Genomic DNA, 15,175 nt, shown 5'->3' with positions numbered 1-15,175 from the left:
ACGGTCGTGATGCGGCTCGAACCGGCGGTCAACGGCGATTTTTGCGCACTGTCGCTCCAACTGAAACAGTTGAAATATAATTTATACAACAGTTATCGGACTTTCGAGAGCGGGTACGGTTCTAACGCTCCGATAGTAATGCGTGTCAACTGAGTGTATTTATTCGAGCTAGTACGAATGGATATCATCATCACGATCCAGCACGCGGCGAACGTCCACTTCTTCAAGCACGTCGTCCGCGAACTCGAGGCCGCGGGACACGGCGTGTACGTGTTCGCCCGCGAAAAGGGGGTTACCGGGCGACTCCTCGACGCCTACGACATCGATCACGAACTGCTCTGTGGGGAGCCCGATAGCTGGCTCGGGCTGGGGCTGACACAGCTGTCTTACGAACTGCGGCTTCTTCGACGGGCGCTCGCCATCGATCCGGCGTACATCGTCAGCAGCCACGGCATCGCCGCGACCCACGTTGCCACGTTAGTCGGCGCGGAGAGCCACGTGTACATCGACACCGAGACGGCGATCAACGCCGGCAACCGACTGACTCTCCCGTTCGCGGACGCGCTCTACACCCCCGAAAGCTTCCGCGAGGAGTACGGCGACAATCACGGTACCTACCCGGGCTATCACGAACTCGCGTACCTCCATCCGGATCGGTTCGAACCCGATCCGTCGGTCCTGCGGCGAAACGGCGTCGACCCCGACGAACGGTACGCGGTCCTCCGTTTTGGCGCGTGGAACGGCAACCACGATGTCGGGAAGCAGGGAATCTCTTCCGAGGGGCGCCGAGAGATCGTCGACGTGCTCGGGGCCGACGGACGGGTGTACGTCTCCGACGAGAGCGATGGATCGATTCCGAGCGGCAGCGAGTCGCTTCCGGTCCCACCGGCGGCGTTTCACCACCTGCTCGCGTTCGCCGACATCGTCGTCGGCGAGGTCGCAACGACCACGCTCGAGGCCGGCGTTCTCGGGACGCCGACCGTTCGCATCAGTCCGTTCGCGGGGTCGAACGAAATGGGGAAATTCCAGCAACTCGAGGAGTACGGACTCGTCCAGTCGTTCCATACGAGCCACGAAGCCGACGGCATCGACGCCATCGAACGGATTTGCCGAGATCCGAACGCCGCGGAAACGTGGAAGAACCGGCGCGAAACCCTCCTCGATGAGACGGTCGACGTCAGCGAGTACGTGGTCAGCCAGCTTCTCGAGGATGTCTGTGAACCGACTGAACTCGTCGCAGACGCCAGTGAACAGACGCAGCCATTCGAGACCGCCGACGAACCGGCGTCAGCGGTTCGAGAGCGGGGCGGGCCCGGGCCGGATGCGGACGAACACAGCGGGCCGATTTCGAACTGATGACGACGACAATGCGCGTTCTGAGCCTCACCACGACCGACTGGCGAAGCTTCTATCAGAGCCAGATGACGGCCCTCGAGCGTGTCGACGTCGAGGTGACGACCCTCCCCGTCCCCAGCGAACACCGCGCGCTCGAGGACGACGTCAGGCGGCGGACGCCGCTCGATTACGCGCGATATCTCCCGCACGTGCTTCGGGAAGCCCGCGGCGATTACGACCTCGTTCACGCCAACTACGGGCTCACCGCCCCCTTCGCCGTCGCAGCGTCGGCGCTCCCGCGAACCGAGTTACCCGTCGTCTGTACGCTCTGGGGCGGGGAGTATCGCGACAATCCGTTCGCACCGCTGATCGAGCGGTTCGCCGCTCGCGCCGATCGCGTCGTCGTCCCCTCGAACGCGATGGCCGACCGCGTCGACCGGTCCTGTCGCGTCGTCCCCTTTCCGGTCGATACCGAGCAGTTCCGCCCCATCTCCAGAGCCGAGGCGCGCGAGCACGTCGGCTGGACGACCGACGAGCGGATCGTCCTCTTTCCCTACGCCCCCTCACGCGAGGAGAAGAACTACCCGCTGGCGAACCGCGTCGTCGACGGCCTCGAGGGCGAGGTCAGCCTCCGGACCGTCGCCAATCAGCCCTACGAGGACGTGCCGTACTATCTGAACGCTGCTGACGCCGTCCTGATCACGTCGCGGTTCGAGAGCGGGCCGATGACGATCAAGGAGGCCGCCGCCTGTAACACGCCGGTAGTCTCGCGCGACGTCGGCTTCGCTCGAGAGGTGCTCGCGGACGTCGAAAACTCCTACGTCGCGGACGACGCCGCCCTCCGCGACCGACTGGCCGACGTGCTCGAGACCGCCGAGCCCTCGGACGGGAGGGCGCGAATCACCGGATACGGGATCGACGAGATGGGTGCCCGCCTCCGCGCCGTCTACGAGCGCTGCCTCGAGAACGCGACATCGTCGTGACGAGCGCCGGAACGGTGCCTCAGAACCCGACGAGAACGCGATACGGAATCCCGACCGCGAAGATGACGATCAGCGCCACCGTCGCGAACTTGACCAGAAGCGGCATCTTCTCCTCTTCAAATTCGAATACGGAATCGAGCATAGTCGTCGTTCGTGCGGTTCCCACGTAACTCCTTTGCTCAGCGCGCGTCGCGTTTTGAACCGCTGGAATCCGTTCCGAGACGTTGCTCGAGCGACCCGCGAACGCAGCGGGCGCTCGCCCTCCGGGCACCGACGAGAAAAACGAACAGCGTTGAAGCGAACTTAGACCATACTCTCGAAGTCCTCGAGCGAGTACGACGGCTCCGCGCCGCGTCGATCGAGGACTTCGTTGGCGAGCAGCCAGTAGACGACCGACAGGGCCTTTCGACCCTTGTTGTTCGTCGGGACGACCAGGTCGACGTTGCTGACCTGGTTGTTCGAGTCACACATCGCGATGACCGGGATGCCGACCGTGATGGCTTCCTTGACGGCCTGGGCGTCGCCGATCGGGTCGGTGACGACGACGACGTCGGGTTCGATGTAGCCGTCGTACTTCGGGTTCGTCAGGGTGCCCGGGATGAAGCGACCGGTGCGGGCGCGAGCGCCCACGGCTTCGGCGAACTTCTCCGCCGGGAACCGACCGTACTGGCGACTCGAGGTGACCAGGATCTGCTCCGGATCGTAGTTCGTCAGGAAGTCCGCGGCCGTACGGATGCGGCTGTCGGTCTTCGAGACGTCGAGCACGTAGAGACCGTCGGTTCGGACGCGGTGGATGAACCGCTCCATGTCCGTGGTCTTCTGTTGGGTACCGATGTGGACACCGGCACCGAGATAGTCCTCGACGGGGATGAGCAGGTCGGCCTCCTCGTCGGACATCACGTCGTCGTCGAGGGTCGGCCCCTCGTCTTCGGGCTCCTCGTCCGTGACTGGTTCTGCGTCGGCCTCGGCCTCTTCGGCGTCGGCGTCGGCGGGCTGTTCGTCAGCTGGCTCGACGTCTTCCTCGGGATCGGCGGCGGGGCCAGCGCCTTCGGCTGGCTCCTCGTCGATCTCGTCTTCGGCAGCGTCGAGCCCTTCCTGGGTTGCGTCGTTGTCTGTCATGTCGCGTCGTCTGCGATTCTGATGAGCTCGTTGAGCTTGGCGGTTCGCTCGCCGCCGACGGCACCCGTCTTGATGTAGGGTGCGTCGGTCGCGACGGCGAGGTGTGCGATCGTCGTGTCCTCGGTCTCGCCCGAACGGTGGGAGATGACCGAGTCGTAGCCGTTCCGCGTCGCGAGTTCGATCGCGTCGACGGCGTCCGACAGCGTCCCGATCTGGTTCGGCTTGATCAGGATGCTGTTGGCCGCGCCGCGGTCGATGCCTTCGACGAGCCGTTCGGTGTTCGTGACGAACAGGTCGTCGCCGCAGATCAGCGTCCGGTCGCCAACCTCGTCGGTGAGGTCGGCGAAGGCATCGTAGTCGTTCTCGTCGAGGGGATCCTCGACGTAGACCAGATCGTACTCCCGAACCAGATCGGCGATGTACTCGATCTGCTCGTCCGTGTCGCGGCTGATGCCGGCGGACTCGTACTCGTAGGTTTCCGAGTCGTCGTCGTACAGTTCGGCGGCCGCGACGTCGAGTCCGAAGCCGATACTGAACCCGACATCGTCTTCGACCAGCGAGACCGCCTCGTCGACGATCTCGAACGCCTCGCCGTCGTCGATCGACGGCGCCCACGCGCCCTCGTCGCCCTTTCCGCAGGCGATATCGCGTTCCTCGAGGAGGTCCGCGACGGCGTCGTGTGCGGCGGCGTTGGCGAAGACGGCGTCCTCGATGCTCGGTGCGCCGACGGGGGCGACGAGGAACTCCTGAATGTCGGTCGCGTCCGCGGCGTGTTCGCCGCCGCCGACGACGTTACCGAGCGGGATCGGGAAGTTCTCACCGCGGAACGCACCACCGAGGTGCTGGAACAGCGGCGCGCCGAGCACGTCAGCGCCGGCTTTCGCAGCGGCCATCGAGATCGCAACCGCGCTGTTCGCGCCGATCTCGGAGAAGTCGTCCGTGCCGTCGGCCGCGCGCAGGATCGAGTCGACTTCGCGCTGGTTGCCCGCGTAGGCCTCGCCGACGAGCCGTGGAACGGCGTGTTCGCGAGCCGTGGCGATCGCCTCGGACGGCGGTCGCTCGACGGCTTCGTACTCGCCCGTACTGGCACCGCTCGGTGCTGCAGCGCGGCCGAATCCGCCGCTTTCGGTAACGACATCGGCCTCGACCGTCGGGTTCCCCCGCGAGTCGAGGATTCGTCGGAGTCGGATGTCGGTAATCAGCGTCATTTCCGGTCGTACCCCCGCTTGACGGTGAACGGAAGCACTCCCGCATCGTACTCTTCGGCGGCGATGAGGATCGGTTCGGACTGGTCCGTCTCGATCAACACCGGCGCGCCGTAGGACACCTGCAGCGCTCGCGCGCCGAGGATGCGTGCCTTCTCGTAGCGGTTGTGGCGTTCCTGTTGCATGTTACTGGTATGGTGAGACGACGTCGACGAGGTCGGTGTGACTGACGAGCATGCGCCGGCAGCAGTAGCGCTCGACGCCGAGCTCGTCGAGGACCGCTTCGGGGTCCTCGTCGCCCTCGTTCGCTCGCTCGTCGAACTCCTCCCAGTGTTCGCCGACGACAGTGCCACAGGTGAAACACCGGACCGGTACCATCATATTTGAATCACCTTAGCGGTAGGACTTCTGGTAGCGTGCCCGAGCGCCCGGGCCGCCCCACTTCTTCGGTTCGGACTGGCGAACGTCGTTGACCAGCAGCGAGCGGTCGAACTCCATGAACGCATCGCGGAGTTCGGCGTCGTTCGACTGCTGGACGATGCCGCGAGCGATGGCGGTGCGGACGGCGTCTGCCTGGCCGCTAATGCCGCCACCCTCGACGCGAACGTCGATGTCGACCTCGCTTCGCAGGTCCTCACCGGCGATTCGGAACGGCTCGAGCATCTTGAGTCGAGACATTTCCGGTTCGATCAGTTCGACTGGCTTGGAGTTGATTCGGACGCGGCCCTCGCCCTCGCTGACGGTAGCGCGGGCGACGGCGGTCTTTTTCTTTCCGCTCGTGTTCGTTACCATGTGACGTTAGCACCGAGTTGTTCGGACACTTCGCCCAGGTGGACGAAGCGGATGTTCGAAAGTCGATCTAGCGACGTATCCTCGAGGATCTCGGCCTCGCGGTCGTCGTCGTGCTCGTAGGGGTTTCCGAGATAGACGCGGACGTTCTCGAGTGCCTCTCGACCGCGCGTCTTCTTGTACGGAAGCATCCCGCGGACGGAGCGCTTGAAGATCGTATCCGGTCGTTTCGGGTAGTACGGCCCTCTGTCGGAGCCGAGCTGGAGTCGCGTTTCGTAGGTCCCGAAGATATCTTCCCTGTCGCCGGTGATGACGGCGTCTTCGGCGTTGACGATTGCGACGCGTTCGCCGTCGAGTGCGCGCTGTGCGACTTCGCTGGCGACGCGACCAAGGATACAGTCGCGGGCGTCGACGACGACGTCCGCGTCGAACTCTGCGATACTCATCGAATCACCCGGACGTTGGATCCGTTGGGGTTCTCTTCGAGCACTTGCTCGAGCGGTACTGTGTCACCGACCTGGTCGATTTTCGTCTCGGCTGACGACGAGAAATCGACGGCAGCGACGGTGACGTTTTTCTGTAATGCGCCGGAGCCCAGCACTTTGCCGGGAACGACGACAGTCTCTTCTTCGCGTGCGTATCGCTCGATACGGCCCAGGTTCACCTCAGCGTGGGTGCGCCGGGGCTTCTCGAGTCGGTCCGCAACGTCTCGCCAGACGTCGGCGTCCGTCTGACGGGACGTCGACTTCAACTCGGCGATAAGATCGTTGAGCCTCGGATTAGTCTTGCTACTCATTGGTTTCCTCCAAATGCGGTCGGATCGGTGAGACGAGGAAGCGCCTCGCCGATTGTGGAATCGTGGTGCTGCCGAACGAACCGGTTCGCCGCTCGATCGCGTCCGATCGAACGGCTACCGACTGTCGTTCGGCGGTGTAGAAGTGGATGCAGGGAGCAGGATTTGAACCTGCGGACTCCTACGAGACAGCGCCCTGAACGCTGCGCCGTTGGCCTGACTTGGCTATCCCTGCTCGCACTTCTGTCTATCCGTCGCCCCTTCAAACCCCTTTCGATTCCAATAGGCGAGTGCGTGCCGGTCTCGTCGCTCACGGCGCCGGCAAACGCGTCCTCGCAGCGTCGGGATTGGGGGCGTCGGTTCATTGTTATAACTGTACTGCGTCTTCGAGTTCGGTCGCCCGACTCTCGATCGAGTCCGCGGCTCGCGCGACCAGTTCTTCGGCCGAGAACGAGCCGTCCGTCTCGATGTTGAAGACGAACGCGTTCGGAACGTCCTCAACCTCGACTTCTTTACCGGGGTACCGATTCGAGAGGTCGTTATCGAACTCGCTAGTCGCCACGAGCTCGCCGTCCTCTTCGATGACGCCGCGAATAATGCGAGATTCCGGCTCTTCGAACTCCGGAAGGTCGCCGACGACCTCCACTCGCTGGAGGTGCCGGTAGCCAGCGGCCACAGCACCCTGGTGCTTCGCGTGGTTTTTACCGCGGTTAAAGGCGGCATCGGCCTCGGCCTCGAGACGCTGGTCGTCCTTGAGGTCGATGATCGGAACGTTATCGTCTGCGGGTTGAACGATATCGTCGCTCGAGACGAGATCGCCCGAGTAGGCTGTGGCGGGCCCTTCGACGTCGATCGAGAGCGTCACGGTGTCGTCCTCGGCGAACTCGCCTTCGGGTGGGGTCGTCAGCGGGACGAGCCCGAGTCGAAGCGCGAGTTGTTCGTCGAACATGACCGACGAGTTCTCGACGAACCTGACGGTATCGATCGCCATCGTCGGCACGTCGGCGAGCATCGCTCGACGAAGACCGTTGGCGAAGGCGGGTGTGACACCGCGGACGAGGAATCGTGCGTGACGTTCCTCACGTTCGACGAACTCGACGTCGTACTCTTCTGTCATGGATCTAGTAGCCGCCCTTGCCTTTCGGTGCGCGCGATCCGTCGTGTGGGACCGGCGTCACGTCTTCGATGCGCCCGATCTCGATTCCCGAGCGGGCGAGTGCGCGGATGGTCGCCTGCGCGCCGGGACCGGGGGACTTCTGTAGGTTGCCGCCGGGACCGCGGACGCGAACGTGCAGCCCCGTGATGCCGGCTGCCTTGACTTCTTCGGCGACGGACTCGGCCATCTGCATGGCCGCGTACGGCGACGCCTCGTCGCGGTTCTGCTTGACCGCCGTCCCGCCGGAGGACTTGGCGATCGTTTCCGCGCCCGTGAGGTCAGTCACGGTCATGACGGTGTTGTTGAACGATGCGTGTACGTGGGCTACGCCCCATTTATCGTCGTCCTGGCTCATGTTATTGACCCTCCGCTCGTTCCGGGTGGAGATCGTCCGCGAGAGGACTGTTCTCGTCGAACGCGACGAGGTCCTCCTCGTCGACGTCGACGACGTACGACGGGATGCGCTGGCGCTGGTCGCCGATCACGACGTGCCCGTGTACGATGAACTGCCGAGCCTGCTGTGGCGTGTTCGCTAGTCCCTTGCGGTAGGCGACCGTCTGGAGTCGGCGCTCGAGGACGTCCTCGATCTCGAGTGACAGCACGTCACCGAGTTCGTCGCCTTCGTCGAGGATGCCGACGCGTTTGAGCCGACCGAGGAAGTCCTCGGAGCGGCGGATGACGGTCTCGTCGTCCTGGGCCTGGCCGAGCAGGTCTCGAGCCTCGCGCCGGTAGGAGCGAAGTTCGGACTGTGCTCGCCAGAGCTCTTCTTTGTTCGAGAGGCCGTAGCGGTCGAGGAGGGAGTGCTCGGAGGCAATACGTTCACCCTGATAGGGGTGATTCGGCGTCTCGTACTGTTTGGTGTCGGTTCCGAGCGGCATTATTCGTCATCCTCCTCTTCGGCGGCGGCAGCTTCTTCTGCCTGTTCTTCGCGGATCTCTTCGACGTTGACTCCAATGGTGCCCTCCGTACGACCGGTGGACTTGGTTCGCTGTCCGCGGACCTTCTGTCCGCGCTTGTGGCGAGAGCCTTTGTACGAGTCAATCATCTTCATCCGGTTGATATCGTGCTGGCGGGTCAACTGGAGATCGTTACCGATCTCGTGAGTCGTTTCCCCGGTGTAGAAGTCCGACTGGCGATTGTTGAGCCAGTCCGGAACGTTCCCAGCGTAGTTCTCTACGATCTCGACAACGCCGTCGATGACGTCATCGTCGAGTCGACCGAACGTCGCTGTCCGGTCGACACCCGCTTCGTCGGCGATGAGTCGGGCGGTTCGTCGACCGATCCCGTTCATCTCCGAGAGCGAGCGCTCGACGGACTTCGTCCCATCGAGGTCTGTCTGCCCGATGCGGACGAAGTACTGAAGATCTTCGTCGTCCTGTTGTTCTTGAGGTTCTTCCTCGCTCATGTGTCGTGTATGTGTGTCTGGTGTGCGCGCGTTGCAAACGTGGCTGGCACAAGCGCGCCAGCGTAGTTGAATACTGGCGAGAGTTCGCCAGCATATCCGACGTTGCGGCGGGGATTTGAACCCCGGAGGCTTGACGCCACATGGTTAGCAACCATGCGCCTTGGGCCGCTTGGCTACCACAACACCGTTTCTTTATCATCGCCCCTGTGGACTCGGGGACTGGTCCCCTACACGTATCGTACCCGATTCTACCGCCGACGGGTACTTAAGCGCAACGAAAGGTGGCGACGACGGGACGAGGTGACACCCCAGCAGCGACGTCCGGTCGAACGTAACAGTCGGTTCTCGGGGTGAGTGTGCCGAGAGTTCGCGGCGCTCGAACCACAGAACAACGTCCAAAAACGGCGTTGTCGCCGTGCGATGTGTCGTTCCGCCTGCGATCGTGATGGTATTCTTTTATTATCGACGGGCCGGTAGCTCCCGCTAACCGGTGACCGAATCCAATCCACTCGTCCGACTGGTCGTCGTGGTCGGGGCGATCGTCGCGATCGCGCTAGCGGCAGCAACCGTTCGTTCACCGCTCGAGACCGACCCCGGCGGTACCGGCGGCGGGGCGGGCGGCGACGGCGGTGCCGGTCAGCCACCGCCCGCGACGGGCGACGGCGGCGTCCCGCCGTTTCTCGAGGTTCTGGCCGCCATCGTGATCGTCCTCCTCGCGCTCGCGCTCGTCTGGTACCTCCTCGCGCATCGACGCGAGGCGGTCAAACTGATCGCCATCGGACTCGTTGTTCTCGTCGTAGCGGTCGCACTCGGATACATCCTCGTAGAGGTCCTCTCGCTGTTCGGAAGCGAGGCAGAAGTGCCGTCCGAACCGCCCGGCGTGGGCAACGGAAGCGAGCCGGCGGGCGACGGCGGATCGTCCGGAGACGGCGACGACAGTCCGGTCTCGACCGGCCCGCTGTTCGCCGTACTGGCGGTGGTTACAGCAATCTTCCTCGGCGGGTTGTTCCTCTCGCGCAGCGCGGACGACTCCGGCGTGCTCGGGTCCGGATCCACCGAGGCGGAAGCGGAGGCTCCGACCGAAACGACCGCCGCCGTCGGCACTGCTGCGGGAGCGGCGGCGGACCGACTCGAGGACGCGGCCGACTTCGACAACGCGGTCTATCGCGCGTGGCGGGAGATGACCCAGCCTCTCGAGGTCGACCGCCCCGACTCGAGTACGCCACGCGAGTTCGCTCGAGCCGCCGTCGACGCCGGGATGGACCGCGAACACGTCGACGAACTCACACGGCTGTTCGAAGACGTCAGGTACGGCGACGCGTCGACGACGGCGGAGCGAGAGGAGCGAGCGATCGCGGTGCTTCGCCGGATCGAGACCGAGTACGCCGACTCGACGGGACAGCAACTGCGTGAGGGGGCCACCGCCGACGAGCCCCACAAAAAGCGGTACGACACCGACGACGAGCGCCGGCGGGGTGAGGACGAATGAACGCCCGCCGCGTCGCCGTCTCGCTCGGGATCGCCGTCCTCCTCTGTGCGCTCGCCGTCAGTGCGGGCGCACTCGAGTTCAGTATGGCTCGGGGGACCATCGTGCTCGTCGGCCTCCTCGCCGTCGGGATCGGACTATCCGCGTTCACTCGCGGGTACAACACCCGTTCTCGAACCGACACTCCTGACCCCGAACGGCGAAGCGGGGTCCCCGCTCCCGGTCGATCGCTTTCGGCTGCAGCCGACGAGTTCCGTGAGCCGATGACGGGCTACGTCGCCAACGGCCGTCGGCTCACCATCGCACTCAAGTCGGCTGCAGTCGCCGCCCTGACCCGATTCGAGGGGGACTCGACCGACCAGGCCAGCCGTCGGCTCGAGGACGGCACGTGGACCGACGATCCGATCGCAGCCGCCTTCCTCTCCGACAGTCTCGAGACTCCGACGCGGTCGCTCCGAACCCGCCTCGCGTCAGTCGTCAGCGGCGATGGCGAAACCGCGTTTCAGTCCAACGTTCGTCACACCGTACGGGCCATTACCGCGATCCGAAACGATCGGTCGGCTGCCGACGGCGATCGTCCGCTTCCCGAGTACGAATACGATCCGGACGTGCGCGGGGACCCGTACGATCGAACTCGAGCGGGCGGATCCGGGTCGAACCCCCAGCTACAGACGCGGACGACGACCGATTCTGTCGACGGCGTCGAACCCCGTCGGCGGCGTTCGACCGACCACTGGACCGGTATCGGTGCCGTTGCACTCTTCGCCGTCGGCGTCGGGGCAGTCGCCGAGTCCCCCGCCGTCGTCCTCGCGGGCGTCGTCGGCGTCGGTTACGCCGGCTTCGCTCGCGCGCTCGAGCCCCCCGAACTCGACCTCTCCCTCGAGCGGTCGGTGAGCGATGACGACCCGGAACCGGGCGACGAACTCGAGGTCGTCCTCACGATCGAGAACGAGAGCGACGCGTTCGTTCCCGATCTCCGGATCGTCGACGGCGTCCCCGCGAGTCTGGCCGTCACCGACGGCTCGAGTCGGCTCGGAACCGCGCTTCGACCCGGCGAGGCCGTCACGCTCGAGTACACCGTCACGGCTCGACGGGGCAGTCACGAGTTCGATCCAGCGCTCGTGCTCGCCCGAGACCTCTCGCGATCGACGGAACGCGAGTTCCTCATCGACGCGGAGACGACGGTCGTCTGTGAGCCGTCGATGCGTCCGCTCGCCACGGCAGTTCCGCTTCGGGCGGCCACGACCTCGTTCGCCGGCCGAGTGCGGACGGTCGACGGCGGTTCCGGGACGACGATCCACTCCGTTCGGGAGTACCGGCGGAGCGATCCGCTCAACCGAGTCGACTGGAATCGCCACGCCAAGACCGGCGAACTCGCCACCCTCGAGTTCCACGAGGAGCGGGCCGCTCGCGTGGTCGTGCTGGTCGACGCTCGACTGGCGGCCTACCGCGCGCCAACACCCGATGCGGCCCACGCCGTCGATCGATCCGTCGACGCCGCGGGGCGGATCGGCGCGTCCCTGTTCGCGGCGGGGGAAACCGTCGGTCTCGCCGCGATCGGCCCGCTCATCTGGGATGAAACTGACCCGTCGGGAACCGACCCGTGCTGGCTCCCGCCGGCGTCGGGTCGCCACCACGAGGTCCGGTTCCAGGAGGCGCTGGCGACGCATCCCCAGTTCGCGACGCTCCCGCCGGACCACGAGTGTCGGTGGCGAAGACAGCTCCGACGGATCCGGCGGCGGCTTCCGAGCGATACGCAGATCATCTTCCTGACGCCGCTTTGCGACGACGGCAGCGTCGGTATCGCCCGCCAACTCGAGGCACACGGCCATCCGGTAACGGTCGTCAGTCCGGATCCCACGGCCGATCGAACCGTGGGTCACCAACTGGCGCGCGTCGCTCGGCACCTTCGACGGGTCGACCTCGAGCGTGCGCGGACCCCGGTCATCGACTGGCCCGACGACGACACTCTCGATACGGCCATCGCACGACACGCGGGTGGTCGACGATGACCGCGGCGGAAGCCGGCGGTGAGACGGTGACTCGACGGCCCACCCTGATCCTCAGCGGGGTGGCCGCCGCGGGCGTCTTGCTCGCCCTTCTCGCGGTCGGCGCGGGAACGACCGTCGGCCTCGCCGTCGGCTCCGTCGGGGCCGTCGTCTTCGTTGTCGGACTCGTCCGCGTCAGTCCGCCAGCGCTCGACACCGGTGCCGTACTGCTCTTCGTGGGGCTCGTCGTCGGCGGCCTCGAGCAGACGGCGGTCGAACCGACGGTCATCGGGACGATGGCGACCGTCGTGGCGTGGGACCTCGGCCACAGCGCCGTCGACCTCGGCGCACAACTCGGCCGGGAGGCGGGAACCAGCCGGCTCGAGGCGGTCCACGCCGTCTCGAGTCTGACGGTCGGATTGCTGTCGGGGACCGTCGGCTACGCCGTCTATCTCGTCGGCGGCGGCAGTCAGCCGGTCGCCGCCGCCGTGTTGCTGTTGCTCGCCGCCGTTCTGTTCACGGTCGGGCTCGGCACACAACGGTCCTGATCCGCCGGCATTAGGATATTCCAGACGGTCACGAAGGCGCTGATCGGTGAGGCAATGAGCCGGCGGCTGGGCCCGGAAAACGAGTCGTTCGCGTCAGATCTCGGCGTACTCTCCGATGTACTTGTCGTTGACCTCCCACTCGTCGTCGCCGTTTTTGACCATGTACTCGCCGTAGTAGGGGACCCGGTTCGCGACGACCTCGCGGTACGCCTCCCGAATCTCGGGTTTCGTCATCTCGCCCATCGGTTTGAGGTCGTCGTTCCGGTTGAGACAGCCCTTCAGGTAGCCCTCGTGGGTCACCCGGACGCGGTGGCAGTTCGCACAGAACGTCGGGTTCTCGACCGGATCGACGATTTCGACCATCCCGCCGCCGGCGTCGTCCGACGAGGAACTCCGCTCGTCGGTACTGATCCAGTAGCGCTTCCGATCGTGCATCTCCCGGTGTTCGACCTCGTCGGCCCGTTCCTCGAGCCAGTCGTGAACTCGCTGAATGTCGATGTTCCACTCCGGCTTGCCGGTCAGTTCGGGCATGTACTCGATCAGCTGGAGCTGGAGGCCGTCGTTCTCGGCGACGTGGTCGACCATCTCCGGCACGTAACCCGCGGTGTGCTCGAAGACGACCATGTTGAGTTTGACTGGATCTAATCCCGCCTCGAGGGCGGCCTCGACCCCCTCGAGGACCTTGTCGTAGGCACCGCTCTTGGTGATGGCGGCGAAGTCCTTCGGATCGAGCGCGTCCTGGGAGACGTTGACCCGCTCGAGACCGGCGTCGACGAGGGCCTCGGCGCGCCCGGGGAGGAAGCTGCCGTTGGTCGTCAGCGAGACCTCCATCTGATCGGGTGTTCGTTCGATGATCTCCTCGAGATCCTGTCGGAGCATCGGCTCGCCGCCGGTGAACTTGACGGCGTCGACGTCGAACTCGGCGGCCACCTCGAGAAACCGAACGACGTCGTCGGCCGACATCTCGTCGTTCTGTGGATCCATCGGACCGCGGGTGTCGCCCAGCCCCTCGTTGTGACAGTAAACACAGTCAAAGTTACACCGATCGGTGAGCGAGACTCGGACCCCGGTCACCTCGCGTCCGAACTCGTCGGTGAGCATACCACCAGATTGCAGTCGGATCCGCTTAAACGCGCCGGGTGTTCGCACGTCTCGTAACCGTTTTTGGTTTCGGAACTGGGGGACTGTGGACGCTCACCGTTACTTGACAACGGATTGATGGCCGACGGAATCGGTTACTCTTTGTGATGGACGTGGAGGGAACGGTCATGAGTACGATCGCCGAACTGACCGTTCCCGCGGTGGAGTTTGCACTCTGTCAGACGCTCGAGGCGACCGAAGACCTCGATGTCGAGATCGAACGCGTCGTCGCGTACGACCCCGGCCACGTGATGCCGTACGTCTGGTTCGCCGGCGACGAGTCGACGCTGGCGGAACTCGACGCCCTCCTCGAAGACGATCCGAGCGTCGAGGAGTACGAACTGTTGACCGACCTCGACGACGAGCGCCTCTATCGGCTGAACTGGGTCGACAACGTCACCGTCATGATACATCTGTTAACCGAAGAGAAGGCGACGGTGCTCGACGCGAGCGTCGAGGGCCAGCAGTGGCGGTTTCGCGTCCTCTTTCCCGAACGGGATTCGCTCTCGAGTACCTACGAGTTCGCGACCGAGCAGGGGTTGACGATCGACATTCGGAAGATCCACCAGATGGAGGACAACCGCCACAGCCGGTACGGCCTGACCGACTCCCAGTACGAGACGCTGGTCGAAGCCCTCGAGCGCGGTTACTACCAGATCCCCCGCGAGATGGACATGGAGCACCTCTCGAACGAACTCGACATCTCCCACCAGGCGCTGTCCGAACGGCTGCGACGCGCCCACCGGACGCTCGTCGAGGAAGTAATCGACGTCGGGAAAGAGGAAGACGAGAGCGCATAACGTCGGTCGCTCGAGCGGATCGGCGGAAGAACTACCCGGATCACCCTCGAATGGGACGGTATGGACGAGGACATGCTCGACGACCAGCGTCGCCTCGTGGAACTCATCGAGGAGGAGGGGTGGGATATCACCGATCTCGAGATTTCGGCGTACGACAGCCCGTGGGCCGACGAGGACACCCCAGAGGCGACGGTGACGATAACGGCGCGGAAACCGTACGAGAGCGAGGACGAAACGGACGGCGACGAGGACGACGACAATCCGTTTCGGCTGAAATGATCGCCGCTCCGGCGCGGACGCCGGAACCCTCGCCGTAGACGGGAGGTAATCGCTATCGACTCGGTTCCTCGAGCGTGACTCGCTCGAAATGGCAGCGGACGGGAGCCGTATCACCAACACGTACTTTATCGATCCTGACAACCCCCAGA

At 64.7% G+C, this 15,175-nt stretch carries 20 protein-coding genes and 2 tRNA genes; 7 read left to right on the top strand and 15 right to left on the bottom strand.

Annotated elements, in window-relative coordinates; translation table 11 throughout:
* The first annotated feature begins 177 nt into the window (after window positions 1–177).
* Window positions 178–1,356: a DUF354 domain-containing protein gene (locus DWB23_RS00265; protein WP_121740816.1), complete on the top strand. Its 1,179-nt coding sequence runs from the start codon at window positions 178–180 to the stop codon at window positions 1,354–1,356.
* Window positions 1,356–2,318 (top strand): glycosyltransferase family 4 protein, encoded by a 963-nt coding sequence (locus tag DWB23_RS00260; protein ID WP_121740815.1) that lies wholly within the window; start codon window positions 1,356–1,358, stop codon window positions 2,316–2,318. Before DWB23_RS00265 ends, DWB23_RS00260 begins: the two co-directional genes overlap by 1 nt.
* A 19-nt stretch (window positions 2,319–2,337) precedes the next feature.
* On the opposite strand, the gene DWB23_RS23660 is transcribed toward DWB23_RS00260, so the two are convergent.
* The 14 genes from DWB23_RS23660 to DWB23_RS00195 form a co-directional block, all read right to left on the bottom strand.
* Window positions 2,338–2,460, bottom strand: coding sequence for a hypothetical protein (locus DWB23_RS23660; RefSeq protein WP_275086272.1), 123 nt, complete (start codon window positions 2,458–2,460; stop codon window positions 2,338–2,340).
* 161 nt (window positions 2,461–2,621) lie between these two features.
* Window positions 2,622–3,437: a 30S ribosomal protein S2 gene (gene rpsB / locus DWB23_RS00255; protein ID WP_121740814.1), complete on the bottom strand. Its 816-nt coding sequence runs from the start codon at window positions 3,435–3,437 to the stop codon at window positions 2,622–2,624.
* On the bottom strand, window positions 3,434–4,645 hold the full coding sequence (eno, locus tag DWB23_RS00250) for a phosphopyruvate hydratase (protein WP_121740813.1): 1,212 nt from the start codon (window positions 4,643–4,645) through the stop codon (window positions 3,434–3,436). The genes rpsB and eno overlap by 4 nt, the downstream gene beginning before the upstream one ends.
* Window positions 4,642–4,827: a DNA-directed RNA polymerase subunit K gene (locus DWB23_RS00245; RefSeq protein ID WP_121740812.1), complete on the bottom strand. Its 186-nt coding sequence runs from the start codon at window positions 4,825–4,827 to the stop codon at window positions 4,642–4,644. Before DWB23_RS00245 ends, eno begins: the two co-directional genes overlap by 4 nt.
* Before the next feature lies 1 nt (window position 4,828).
* Window positions 4,829–5,023, bottom strand: coding sequence for a DNA-directed RNA polymerase subunit N (locus DWB23_RS00240; protein ID WP_121740811.1), 195 nt, complete (start codon window positions 5,021–5,023; stop codon window positions 4,829–4,831).
* A 12-nt stretch (window positions 5,024–5,035) separates the two neighbouring features.
* Window positions 5,036–5,434: a 30S ribosomal protein S9 gene (locus DWB23_RS00235; protein ID WP_121740810.1), complete on the bottom strand. Its 399-nt coding sequence runs from the start codon at window positions 5,432–5,434 to the stop codon at window positions 5,036–5,038.
* A complete protein-coding gene (locus DWB23_RS00230; RefSeq protein WP_121740809.1) occupies window positions 5,428–5,877 on the bottom strand; it encodes a 50S ribosomal protein L13 in 450 nt (149 codons plus the stop codon). Before DWB23_RS00230 ends, DWB23_RS00235 begins: the two co-directional genes overlap by 7 nt.
* Window positions 5,874–6,227 (bottom strand): 50S ribosomal protein L18e, encoded by a 354-nt coding sequence (locus tag DWB23_RS00225; RefSeq protein WP_121740808.1) that lies wholly within the window; start codon window positions 6,225–6,227, stop codon window positions 5,874–5,876. The genes DWB23_RS00230 and DWB23_RS00225 overlap by 4 nt, the downstream gene beginning before the upstream one ends.
* 147 nt (window positions 6,228–6,374) lie before the next feature.
* A tRNA-Leu gene (locus DWB23_RS00220) sits at window positions 6,375–6,459 on the bottom strand.
* 132 nt (window positions 6,460–6,591) lie between these two features.
* Window positions 6,592–7,341 carry a DNA-directed RNA polymerase subunit D gene (locus DWB23_RS00215; RefSeq protein ID WP_121740807.1) on the bottom strand — a complete coding sequence of 250 codons (750 nt, stop codon included), beginning with the start codon at window positions 7,339–7,341 and terminating at the stop codon, window positions 6,592–6,594.
* 4 nt (window positions 7,342–7,345) lie between these two features.
* Entirely contained in the window at window positions 7,346–7,735 is a 390-nt protein-coding gene (locus DWB23_RS00210; RefSeq protein WP_121740806.1) for a 30S ribosomal protein S11, read from the bottom strand.
* Between the two features lies 1 nt (window position 7,736).
* Entirely contained in the window at window positions 7,737–8,258 is a 522-nt protein-coding gene (locus DWB23_RS00205) for a 30S ribosomal protein S4 (protein ID WP_121740805.1), read from the bottom strand.
* Window positions 8,258–8,785 carry a 30S ribosomal protein S13 gene (locus tag DWB23_RS00200; RefSeq protein ID WP_121740804.1) on the bottom strand — a complete coding sequence of 176 codons (528 nt, stop codon included), beginning with the start codon at window positions 8,783–8,785 and terminating at the stop codon, window positions 8,258–8,260. Before DWB23_RS00200 ends, DWB23_RS00205 begins: the two co-directional genes overlap by 1 nt.
* A gap of 100 nt (window positions 8,786–8,885) precedes the next feature.
* Window positions 8,886–8,968, bottom strand: a tRNA-Ser gene (locus tag DWB23_RS00195).
* 307 nt (window positions 8,969–9,275) lie between these two features.
* Between DWB23_RS00195 and DWB23_RS00190 the strand changes: the two genes are divergently transcribed.
* From DWB23_RS00190 to DWB23_RS00180, 3 genes are read left to right on the top strand one after another with little or no spacing between them, the layout of a single operon-like run.
* Window positions 9,276–10,274 carry a DUF4129 domain-containing protein gene (locus DWB23_RS00190; RefSeq protein ID WP_121740803.1) on the top strand — a complete coding sequence of 333 codons (999 nt, stop codon included), beginning with the start codon at window positions 9,276–9,278 and terminating at the stop codon, window positions 10,272–10,274.
* The gene (locus DWB23_RS00185; RefSeq protein WP_121740802.1) at window positions 10,271–12,283 is read left to right on the top strand and encodes a DUF58 domain-containing protein; all 2,013 of its coding nucleotides are present in this window, start codon (window positions 10,271–10,273) and stop codon (window positions 12,281–12,283) included. Before DWB23_RS00190 ends, DWB23_RS00185 begins: the two co-directional genes overlap by 4 nt.
* Entirely contained in the window at window positions 12,280–12,807 is a 528-nt protein-coding gene (locus tag DWB23_RS00180) for a DUF7519 family protein (RefSeq protein ID WP_121740801.1), read from the top strand. Before DWB23_RS00185 ends, DWB23_RS00180 begins: the two co-directional genes overlap by 4 nt.
* A 93-nt stretch (window positions 12,808–12,900) precedes the next feature.
* Here DWB23_RS00180 and moaA read toward each other — a convergent pair whose 3' ends face one another.
* Window positions 12,901–13,908 (bottom strand): GTP 3',8-cyclase MoaA, encoded by a 1,008-nt coding sequence (moaA, locus tag DWB23_RS00175; protein ID WP_121740800.1) that lies wholly within the window; start codon window positions 13,906–13,908, stop codon window positions 12,901–12,903.
* Between the two features lie 167 nt (window positions 13,909–14,075).
* On the opposite strand from moaA, the gene DWB23_RS00170 reads away from it, so the two are divergent.
* Window positions 14,076–14,747: a helix-turn-helix domain-containing protein gene (locus tag DWB23_RS00170; protein WP_121741872.1), complete on the top strand. Its 672-nt coding sequence runs from the start codon at window positions 14,076–14,078 to the stop codon at window positions 14,745–14,747.
* A 60-nt stretch (window positions 14,748–14,807) separates the two neighbouring features.
* The gene (locus tag DWB23_RS00165; RefSeq protein ID WP_121740799.1) at window positions 14,808–15,026 is read left to right on the top strand and encodes a hypothetical protein; all 219 of its coding nucleotides are present in this window, start codon (window positions 14,808–14,810) and stop codon (window positions 15,024–15,026) included.
* The last annotated feature ends 149 nt before the right edge of the window (window positions 15,027–15,175 follow it).

This window comes from Natronorubrum halophilum, from assembly GCF_003670115.1.
Taxonomy (GTDB): Archaea; Halobacteriota; Halobacteria; order Halobacteriales; family Natrialbaceae; genus Natronorubrum; species Natronorubrum halophilum.
The sequence above is the reverse complement of the archived record's forward strand: the minus strand, read 5'-3'. Positions and strand labels throughout refer to the sequence as shown.

What these genes read in the sequence shown, in the direction of transcription:
- DWB23_RS00265 (WP_121740816.1), top strand. Translation starts at nt 178, where the DNA reads ATGGATATCATCATCACGATCCAGCACGCGGCGAACGTCCACTTCTTC.
- DWB23_RS00260 (WP_121740815.1), top strand. Translation starts at nt 1,356, where the DNA reads ATGACGACGACAATGCGCGTTCTGAGCCTCACCACGACCGACTGGCGA.
- DWB23_RS23660 (WP_275086272.1), bottom strand. Translation starts at nt 2,460, where the DNA reads ATGCTCGATTCCGTATTCGAATTTGAAGAGGAGAAGATGCCGCTTCTG.
- rpsB (WP_121740814.1), bottom strand. Translation starts at nt 3,437, where the DNA reads ATGACAGACAACGACGCAACCCAGGAAGGGCTCGACGCTGCCGAAGAC.
- eno (WP_121740813.1), bottom strand. Translation starts at nt 4,645, where the DNA reads ATGACGCTGATTACCGACATCCGACTCCGACGAATCCTCGACTCGCGG.
- DWB23_RS00245 (WP_121740812.1), bottom strand. Translation starts at nt 4,827, where the DNA reads ATGCAACAGGAACGCCACAACCGCTACGAGAAGGCACGCATCCTCGGC.
- DWB23_RS00240 (WP_121740811.1), bottom strand. Translation starts at nt 5,023, where the DNA reads ATGATGGTACCGGTCCGGTGTTTCACCTGTGGCACTGTCGTCGGCGAA.
- DWB23_RS00235 (WP_121740810.1), bottom strand. Translation starts at nt 5,434, where the DNA reads ATGGTAACGAACACGAGCGGAAAGAAAAAGACCGCCGTCGCCCGCGCT.
- DWB23_RS00230 (WP_121740809.1), bottom strand. Translation starts at nt 5,877, where the DNA reads ATGAGTATCGCAGAGTTCGACGCGGACGTCGTCGTCGACGCCCGCGAC.
- DWB23_RS00225 (WP_121740808.1), bottom strand. Translation starts at nt 6,227, where the DNA reads ATGAGTAGCAAGACTAATCCGAGGCTCAACGATCTTATCGCCGAGTTG.
- DWB23_RS00215 (WP_121740807.1), bottom strand. Translation starts at nt 7,341, where the DNA reads ATGACAGAAGAGTACGACGTCGAGTTCGTCGAACGTGAGGAACGTCAC.
- DWB23_RS00210 (WP_121740806.1), bottom strand. Translation starts at nt 7,735, where the DNA reads ATGAGCCAGGACGACGATAAATGGGGCGTAGCCCACGTACACGCATCG.
- DWB23_RS00205 (WP_121740805.1), bottom strand. Translation starts at nt 8,258, where the DNA reads ATGCCGCTCGGAACCGACACCAAACAGTACGAGACGCCGAATCACCCC.
- DWB23_RS00200 (WP_121740804.1), bottom strand. Translation starts at nt 8,785, where the DNA reads ATGAGCGAGGAAGAACCTCAAGAACAACAGGACGACGAAGATCTTCAG.
- DWB23_RS00185 (WP_121740802.1), top strand. Translation starts at nt 10,271, where the DNA reads ATGAACGCCCGCCGCGTCGCCGTCTCGCTCGGGATCGCCGTCCTCCTC.
- DWB23_RS00180 (WP_121740801.1), top strand. Translation starts at nt 12,280, where the DNA reads ATGACCGCGGCGGAAGCCGGCGGTGAGACGGTGACTCGACGGCCCACC.
- moaA (WP_121740800.1), bottom strand. Translation starts at nt 13,908, where the DNA reads ATGCTCACCGACGAGTTCGGACGCGAGGTGACCGGGGTCCGAGTCTCG.
- DWB23_RS00170 (WP_121741872.1), top strand. Translation starts at nt 14,076, where the DNA reads ATGAGTACGATCGCCGAACTGACCGTTCCCGCGGTGGAGTTTGCACTC.
- DWB23_RS00165 (WP_121740799.1), top strand. Translation starts at nt 14,808, where the DNA reads ATGGACGAGGACATGCTCGACGACCAGCGTCGCCTCGTGGAACTCATC.